Source organism: Actinomyces sp. oral taxon 181, from assembly GCF_018370895.1.
GTDB lineage: Bacteria > Actinomycetota > Actinomycetes > Actinomycetales > Actinomycetaceae > Pauljensenia.
This window is the reverse complement of record NZ_JAGYZL010000010.1, coordinates 83,520-91,556: the sequence shown is the minus strand read 5'-3', so window position 1 is coordinate 91,556 and position 8,037 is coordinate 83,520. Positions and strand designations below refer to the sequence as shown.

General features: G+C 54.7%; 7 protein-coding genes and 1 pseudogene. 1 reads left to right on the top strand and 7 read right to left on the bottom strand.

All coding sequences use genetic code 11. The annotated features are described in order from the left end of the window. A pseudogene (locus tag KHW85_RS06020) lies at positions 1 to 349 on the top strand (GNAT family N-acetyltransferase); the annotation flags it as partial. 54 nt (positions 350 to 403) lie between these two features. Here the strand turns inward: KHW85_RS06020 and KHW85_RS06015 are convergent. From KHW85_RS06015 to lpdA, 7 genes are all read right to left on the bottom strand, one after another. After that, a complete protein-coding gene (locus KHW85_RS06015) occupies positions 404 to 1,180 on the bottom strand; it encodes an amino acid ABC transporter ATP-binding protein (RefSeq protein WP_009409338.1) in 777 nt (258 codons plus the stop codon). After that, the gene (locus tag KHW85_RS06010; RefSeq protein ID WP_291457504.1) at positions 1,177 to 2,073 is read right to left on the bottom strand and encodes an amino acid ABC transporter permease; all 897 of its coding nucleotides are present in this window, start codon (positions 2,071 to 2,073) and stop codon (positions 1,177 to 1,179) included. The genes KHW85_RS06015 and KHW85_RS06010 overlap by 4 nt, the downstream gene beginning before the upstream one ends. Positions 2,074 to 2,108: 35 nt before the next feature. Further along, complete coding sequence (locus tag KHW85_RS06005; protein WP_291459174.1) at positions 2,109 to 3,038, bottom strand: ABC transporter substrate-binding protein; 930 nt, start codon at positions 3,036 to 3,038, stop codon at positions 2,109 to 2,111. 133 nt (positions 3,039 to 3,171) lie between these two features. Continuing rightward, the gene (locus tag KHW85_RS06000; protein WP_009409341.1) at positions 3,172 to 3,867 is read right to left on the bottom strand and encodes a DUF4191 domain-containing protein; all 696 of its coding nucleotides are present in this window, start codon (positions 3,865 to 3,867) and stop codon (positions 3,172 to 3,174) included. 96 nt (positions 3,868 to 3,963) lie between these two features. Next, positions 3,964 to 4,542, bottom strand: a complete 579-nt coding sequence (locus tag KHW85_RS05995; RefSeq protein ID WP_009409342.1) for a YagU family protein — start codon at positions 4,540 to 4,542, stop codon at positions 3,964 to 3,966. Positions 4,543 to 4,736: 194 nt separating this feature from the next. Further along, entirely contained in the window at positions 4,737 to 6,512 is a 1,776-nt protein-coding gene (sucB, locus tag KHW85_RS05990) for a 2-oxoglutarate dehydrogenase, E2 component, dihydrolipoamide succinyltransferase (RefSeq protein WP_291459173.1), read from the bottom strand. Positions 6,513 to 6,537: 25 nt separating this feature from the next. Next, on the bottom strand, positions 6,538 to 7,911 hold the full coding sequence (gene lpdA / locus KHW85_RS05985) for a dihydrolipoyl dehydrogenase (protein WP_291459172.1): 1,374 nt from the start codon (positions 7,909 to 7,911) through the stop codon (positions 6,538 to 6,540). Between the last annotated feature and the right edge of the window lie 126 nt (positions 7,912 to 8,037).

Below are 8,037 nucleotides of genomic sequence, written 5' to 3'. Positions count from 1 at the left end.
TTCTTTCGCTCCCGATTGGTCCTATATCGCGGTGGATCGACGTTCCGATCGCCCTCGGATTGCAGGTTTTACGCTTGTTTCAAAGTACGAGCAAGATTGGCCTGCACTGGGGTGGAAAGAAGGCTATATCGACCACATCGGTGTTGGAGACGAGTGGAGGAATACTCCGGTTCTTGATGCCTTAGTGGTTGCCTCGATGCGCGCACAAGCACAAGACGGCATGGATCTTATCGCAACGGGAATTGCTCAAACTGAAGGTTCCGCAACGCTATCAGTTTTTGAATATCTGGGTTTTCGAGTCGTTGGTCAGCAGCGACTTTACGCAATAGATATCCCGGATATCTCCTAAGCCTGAGCTAAGCCTGAACCTTTGAGATATCCGGGATCAATCAGAACTCTATTGTTAGAGGACCTTTGAGAAGAACTCCTGAGTACGGGGATTTTGCGGATTCACAATTACGTCCTCGGGGCTTCCTTCTTCAACGATCGTTCCGCCATCCATGAAGACAACGTGGTCAGCTACCTCACGCGCAAAACCGACCTCGTGGGTAACGACAACCATCGTCATTCCTGCCTTTGCGAGATCCTGCATGACGCTCAGGACTTCGCCGACGAGTTCGGGGTCTAGGGCAGAAGTGGGTTCGTCAAAGAGCATGAGTTCAGGTTTCATCGCCAAGGCGCGAGCAATCGCCACGCGCTGCTGCTGGCCACCGGAAAGCTGCGAGGGATAGTGGTTCAGACGATCGCCCAAACCAACTAATTCCAAGTACTCCTGGGCTTCTCGTGCAACTTCTTCCTTAGGGCGCCCCAAGACCTGAATTGGGCCTTCCATAACATTCTCTAAAGCAGTCATGTGTGGGAAGAGGTTGAAACGTTGGAAAACCATTCCGATTTGTGAGCGCTGACTTGCAATTTGCTTGTCCGTTAGGTCATGCAGTACCCCCGTTGAGGGGTCTTTTCGGTATCCCAAAAGCTCACCATCAATGAAGATTTCCCCTGCAGAGATTGTCTCTAGCTGGTTGAGACAACGCAGCAGCGTTGACTTACCTGAGCCTGAGGGTCCCATGATCACGCAGACCTCACCGTTGGCGATATCGAGATCTATCCCGCGCAGGACGTGGAGGTCGCCGAAAAACTTATGGACTCCGCGGATTTGAATGAGCGCAGACTGATCTGTCATGGTGTTACCTCGATGAAAGTCGTATCTACAGACTGATTGTCAGGATCAAATCCTTTGCCGAAGTATGCTTCGATGTGACTCTGGATCCACATGAGGATACTGGTGACAACCAAGTACCAGATTGCAGCTGCAATAAGCAAAGGAATTGGCTGGAATAGTTCTTGTCCCTTTTGGTTCGCAACGAAGGTTAGCTCAAGAGTGTAGGGGATTGCGCTGACCAGAGAAGTGGTCTTGAGCATCGAGATCGTCTCGTTACCAATGGGTGGGACAATCACTCTCATAGCTTGAGGCAAGATAATCCGACGGAAAATCTTCCCGCGAGACATTCCCAGAGCCGTTGCGGCTTCCCATTGCCCTTTATCCACCGAGAGCAGCCCCGCACGGATAATTTCGGCAAGGTAGGCACCTTCGTTGAGGCCGAGCCCGATAAACGCCATCCAAAATGGTGTGAACCAGTCTCGAGTCTCGAAGGAAAAGCCGAATTCGGTTCCGGGAATTCCCAAGCTAATTGTCTGGTAGAGAGTCGGTAGTAGTGACCAGAAAATCAGCTGCGTATAAATAGGCGTTCCACGGAAGAACCAAATATAAGCAGAAGCTACACCGCGTAAAACAGGATTGATTGACTGGCGCATGATCGCCATGGTGATGGCAAGCACTGTCCCCAGTGCCATGGACAAAACCGTCAAGACGATTGTCATCATCAGGCCGGTGATGATCATTTTTGAAAAGAGCCATTTCCACACCACATCCCACCTAAATTGGGGGTTTGTGACAAGGATGTAGGCCAATCCCAATGCCAAGAGTCCAACGATAATTGCGCTGATCCAACGACCTAGGTGAAAGACAGGGCGGGACTGGATTAACTCAACCCCGTCTTTGGTCTTTTCGGACATAACGAGAATTCCTTAAAGATGCTAGCGAGGAAATATCAGACCTGCGGGTTAATTTCTGCAGTCTTGAGCGCACCTTGGTTCGATCCGTAGGTTGCGAGGATCTTCTCAACGTATCCGTTGTCCATCAGGTACTGGACAGCTGCCTGGATGGCCTTCGTGAGTTGCTCGTTGTCCTTAGGAACAATGATTCCCTGCGGCGCAGATTCGACGACATCTCCGACCTGCTCGAGCGAACCATTAGATTGCTCAATGGTGTAGCCAATAACGGGGGAGTCAGCAAGGGTTGCATCGTACTGACCGCTGGCAACGCGCACTGCAATGTCAGTTTGAAGGTCGTGAGGCATGATCTTCACGGCCTTTTCGCCCTTCGCGGTGCAGTCATTAGACAGCTGAGTGATGTAGTCGAATTGGAAGGTTCCGTTTTGGACGCCAACAGTTGTTCCGCACACGTGCGTAGGATCAAAGTTCTTGGGATTGCCCTTTGCAACTGCGAAGGCGGTACCAGTTTCGATGAAACTGACCATGTTGACTTCCTTCTCACGGTCAGCAGTGATCGTGAAGCCGGAAATACCGATATCGAACTTCGAACCAAGCGAAGGAATGATTGTCGCAAATTCAGCGTGTTCTGTGGTCGCGCCCTTCAGGCCCATGACATGCGCGATCGCATCGGCCATATTGACGTCATAACCGGTGGGGGTGGTGCCATCTGACTTGAAGAACTCTGCCGGTGCATAGTCGATTGATGCGCCGTTCTTCAGCACCCCAGCTTTCTTGATGGAATCGGGAACCAATGCCTCAATTTCAGGGACAGCTTGGATCGATGAGGTATCGAAACTGAGATTCGCTGTCTGAGAGGTGGATGCTGAACCATCTGCTGAAGGCTTTTCGTCGGGGTTTGAGCAAGCTGCGATACCTGCTGCGCTCAGCACCAGAATGGATGGAATTGCAATAAGTTTTGTGTTCATGATGTCTCTCCTTGAGTTCTGATGAAATAAGCATACATCAGAATGCATATTATGCATAAATTGGAACTGGGTGAGCCCTCACACAAAAATTGAGGCCTGTGAACAACTTGGTTCACAGGCCTCAAATGAAAGATCAGCGTCCGCGCAGTGCGCGTCGGTTAGGACGCATCCGGGTAGGATCAATTCCCTTGGGGATTGGTGCAGACGTGCGGTCCAAAGCGCTCAGGCGCTGGTTGACCAGAGGTACTTCATCGCGAGTAAGCGTCTTTTTGAGTGAGCGAAGTTCGCGTTGAAGCTTTGCTAAACGAACCTGTCCCTCTTCGGTACCAACCTGAATGGTGGTTACGGTGACGTTGCGCATGATTCGCTGCGCCTTCTTGCGTTCCTGTTCAAGTAGAGAACGAACACGGGAACTGGGGCCTTCGGAAATGAGCACAATGCCAGGACGGCCGATAAGACGCCAAACAAGATCCTGTTCGGGGTTTGCGGCGATTGGCTGTTGATTGGCAATCCAGCCACTGCGGATGCGGCTAATCACCATGTATACCTGGCCAACAGTCCCCTCGACCTGGGCATATGTTGCGCGTTCGGTAAGAGTCGACAAGATGATGGTCGAGATCAAAACACCGATGAGCAGGCCGAGGAGGATGAGTGAGAACCAGCTACCGTGGATAAGTGCCGCAGCTAGAACTCCAAGTGCGGTTGCGACGACCGTAACGCCGATCATCAGCCAACCGATCCAAGGATAGGTTCGTGCGGCAATTCGGTACGCATCCATCAGATTGTGATAGAAGCGCCGTTTTTTCTGGGGTGTGCTGTTTTCGCTCATAACGGGTCCATCTTAGCGGTTTTTTCGTCTCTCACAGAATGTGAAAGGGGGTGTGGGGATCATTTGATCCCCACACCCCGATTCCGCTCTGCTATCTCAGCGAGTTGCAGCGGCCAGAGGGACCTCTGCATCGGGTTCATGAGTGATGCGGTTACGCAGGTCGCGGCGAACGATTTCGATCGACCACATCCACACAATATGTCCAAGTGCTTCTGAGAAGTGCTCAGCCCAGCTCTGTCCGCCTTCAACCCAGGGGAAGGGGGATGGGACTGTACCCATGAGGGGCATGAGGACAAGGTGGAATCCGATCCAGACGAGCAGACCGAATGCGGCACCTTGCCAGAGCTTAATTCCGGGGAAATATTCCGCGACAATGCAGTAGAAGAGTGCAAAGACAATCGCGAAGGAGAAGTGGATGATGAAAGAATAAATCGGCAGGTTATCGTTTCCGTTGAAAGAAACTGTTGTGTGAACCTGATCGGGGGTCATCCCGAGCTGCTCGAGGAGCATCTGTGGCGGGTTTGTTGCGTTGCGCTCGGGGGTACGAGGCGGGAAAGGAACTTCCCATCCGAACTTAACGATTGCGGAAAAAAGACCGCCGATGAGGCCGACGACTGCGGCTGTGCCAATGCGACGGCGTTTGGGATCAGTCTTCTTAAAAAGGTTTTTGAACATCTTCAGGCATTTCTATCGATACTGCTGCGTACGGACACCGAGGACGTCGCGAGGCGACGCAACCTCGCGTATCGGTTGACAGTCTCTCACCTTTGAACGTAGATCGCTAGGCGGTGGGCTTGTTGATGACAAGGTGAAATAAAAGTGGTGGGCAAGCCGAAGCTTGCCCACCACAGTGATGAAATTGGTGAGGTTCACAGGCCGAGTTCTGACTCGAATGCAGCTTCCTCAAGTCGGCGCTTCACATCCATGAGGAACCGCGAAGCGTCTGCACCATCAACCAGACGGTGATCGTAGGACAGTGAGAGGTAAACCATCGAACGGATTGCGATCGAATCGTTGCCGAGCTCGTCCTTTACAACCACCGGGCGCTTCACGATTGTGCCCACGCCCATGATCGCGGTTTCAGGCATGTTGAGCACTGGAGTATCGAAAAGTGCGCCACCCGAACCTGTGTTCGTGATGGTGAAGGTTGAGCCCGAAAGCTCATCAGCACCGATCGTTGCCGAACGTGTGCGTGCAGCAAGATCGTTGATTGAACGCGAAACGTCGGCGATCGACATTCCCTGGGCGTTCTTGATGACCGGGACTAGCAGGCCGCGCTCCGTATCTACCGCGATGCCAATGTTCTCGTGATCGAAGTAGGTTACTTCCTTGTCATTAATCGTTGCGTTGACCTTGGGGTGGAAGCGCAGTGCTTCGGTCGCAGCCTTAACGAAGAAGGGGAGGAAAGTCAGCTTGGTGTTCTCACGCTGAACAAATGCGTCCTTTGCGCGCGCACGCAGAGCGGCGATCTTCGTAACGTCGACTTCAATGACGGTGGTGAGCTGGGCAGCGGTTGCGAGTGATTCGACCATGCGACGGGCGATGGTTTGGCGCAAACGCGACATCTTCTCAGTGGTTCCACGAAGCGGTGATGCCTCGCGGCCGGAGAAGACATTGTCGCCGGGGGCTGCTGCGGCGGCAGCGGTCTGAGGTGCTGCGCTCGCTGCAGGAGCTGCAGGAGCTTGCGCTGCCTGACGTGCCTTGATAGCGGCCTCGACGTCTTCGCGACGAATTCGGCCACCGATCCCGGTGCCGGTCACCTCTGCAAGCTCAATTCCTGCCTCGCGCGCCAGCTTGCGGACGATAGGCGTCACATAGCCGGTTTGGGAAACCTGTGCGGGAGTAGATGCAGAAGACTGGGCCAGCTGGCCAGTTTCTGCGGTCTGAGCCAAGGAGGCGGGAGTCGGGAAGGGATTTACCGGTGCTGCGGGAGCCGGTGCAGGAGCCTGAGGTGCCGGGGAAGCAGGAACAGGTGCTTGCTGAGCCGGAGCCGCAGGTGCTGCTGCCGGAGCAGCGGGTGCCGCAGGTTCACTGGGGGCAGCCGAGGGAGCCTGAGCAGTAATCACTGCAAGGACAGTGCCAACCTCAACCGTTTCGTCTTCCGGTACGCGAATTTCTGCGAGGAAGCCTGAAGCGGGAGCGGGAACTTCGGAGTCCACCTTATCGGTCGAAACCTCAACCAGCGGTTCATCGGTTTCAACTGCGTCGCCAACAGACTTCAGCCAAGTGGTGACGGTGCCTTCTGTTACCGATTCGCCGAGCGCAGGCATGACGACCTCGGTTCCGCTTACCGGTGCCGAGGCCGGCGCAGGAGCGGAAGCAGCGGGTGCGGGTTGTGCCTCGGGAGCGGGCGCCGGGGTGGGTGCGCTTTCCTGTGCGGGGGCAGGAGAGTCTTGCGGGGCCTCGGAAGCATCACCGATGAGGGCTAGCTGTGTACCGACCTCGACGGTTTCGTCTTCGGGAACAAGAATTTGAAGAAGAACACCTGCCACGGGGGAGGGAACTTCAGAGTCGACCTTGTCGGTGGAAACTTCGACCAAGGGCTCATCGAGCGCGACGGTGTCGCCCACTGATTTGAGCCAGGTGGTCACGGTGCCTTCGGTCACCGACTCGCCCAAAGCGGGCATGATCACTGCGGTTGCCATGTTCAATCTCCTTGTCGGTGACAGGTTAGTTGTGTGCGTGGAGAGGCTTGCCGGCCAGAGCCATGGCTGCCTCGCCGATAGCTTCATTTTGCGTCGGGTGAGCGTGGATGAGTGCTGCAAGATCCTCTGGGTAGGCTTCCCAGTTGACCATGAGCTCTCCTTCGCCAACCTGCTCGCCAATCCGCGTGCCAATTCCGTGGAATCCGACGATGGGTCCATCTTCTACGGAAACGAGCTTAATGAAGCCCGTTGCTCCAAGGATATTCGACTTTCCGTTGCCCGCAAGGTTGTATTCGACCGTGCGTACCTTGTCGCCGTACTTTTCGCGTGCCTGCTTCTCGGTCAGGCCAACAGAGGCGATTTCGGGTTCGCAGAAGGTTACGCGTGGAATTCCGGACTCGTCCATCATCGTGGGGGAGAGGCCGGCAATTTCTTCCGCTACAAAGATGCCCTGCAGGAAGCCGCGGTGTGCAAGTTGAAGTCCGGGAACGATGTCTCCGACTGCGTAGATGTTGCCCACCCCGGTGTGCAGTCGCTTATTGGTGAGAACGAAGCCGCGCTCCATCTTGATACCGGCTTCTTCGTAGCCCAAGCCTTCGGTGACGGGACCGCGTCCAACTGCAACCAGGAGAACATCGGCATCGAAGGTCTTGCCATCTTCTGTTGCGACGTGAACGCCGGAGTCATCCTGTGTCGCGCCGGCAAAGCGGGTATTGGTGTGGAAAGCAATGCCGCGCTTACGGAATGAACGCTCGAGGTGCTTAGAAACGGCCTCGTCTTCGTTATTTGCAAGGTGGGGGAGCGCCTCGATGATTGTGACTTCCGCACCGAAGGAACGCCAGACGGAGGCGAACTCTAGGCCAATGACACCGCCGCCCAATACGACAGCCTTCTGAGGGACCCATTCCATTTGAAGGGCCTGATCAGAAGTGATGATACGGCCCGAAATGTCCAGGCCGGGGATCGAGCGAGAATAAGAACCTGTCGCAAGAATGATGTTGCGGCCAACGATGCGCTGTCCGCCTACCTCGACGGTGTCAGGAGAGGCCAAGCGACCCCATCCCTGGATGACGTCAACGCCGCGAGACGAAAGCAGGCCCTGAACGCCTCGGTACAACTTATTAATAATGGAATCGCGATACTGGCCGACCTTTGCCATATCGATTCCCTGGAAGCTCGCCTGGATTCCGAAAGTGTCGGATTCGCGGACGGTGTCAGCAGTCTCTGCTGCGTGCAGGTAAGCCTTGGTCGGGATGCAGCCACGGTGGAGGCAGGTTCCACCAACCTTGTCACCTTCGATAAGGGCTACTTTCAATCCCAGCTGGGAGGCGCGTAAAGCCGCGGCATAGCCACCTGAACCCGCACCCAGAATGACGAGGTCGTATACAGACTCGCTCACGTGTTCCACTCCTTGATAATGAAGAGAACGGACCTTCAATGTCCGACTTAGGTCCCATTCTTCCACTAGTCACTACTTTTGTCCGTCACAAAATCGTCTACTCGGCGGTTAGACAGCACACATGTT

What these genes read in the sequence shown, in the direction of transcription:
- KHW85_RS05995 (WP_009409342.1), bottom strand. Translation starts at nt 4,542, where the DNA reads ATGTTCAAAAACCTTTTTAAGAAGACTGATCCCAAACGCCGTCGCATT.
- sucB (WP_291459173.1), bottom strand. Translation starts at nt 6,512, where the DNA reads ATGGCAACCGCAGTGATCATGCCCGCTTTGGGCGAGTCGGTGACCGAA.
- KHW85_RS06015 (WP_009409338.1), bottom strand. Translation starts at nt 1,180, where the DNA reads ATGACAGATCAGTCTGCGCTCATTCAAATCCGCGGAGTCCATAAGTTT.
- KHW85_RS06000 (WP_009409341.1), bottom strand. Translation starts at nt 3,867, where the DNA reads ATGAGCGAAAACAGCACACCCCAGAAAAAACGGCGCTTCTATCACAAT.
- KHW85_RS06005 (WP_291459174.1), bottom strand. Translation starts at nt 3,038, where the DNA reads ATGAACACAAAACTTATTGCAATTCCATCCATTCTGGTGCTGAGCGCA.
- KHW85_RS06010 (WP_291457504.1), bottom strand. Translation starts at nt 2,073, where the DNA reads ATGTCCGAAAAGACCAAAGACGGGGTTGAGTTAATCCAGTCCCGCCCT.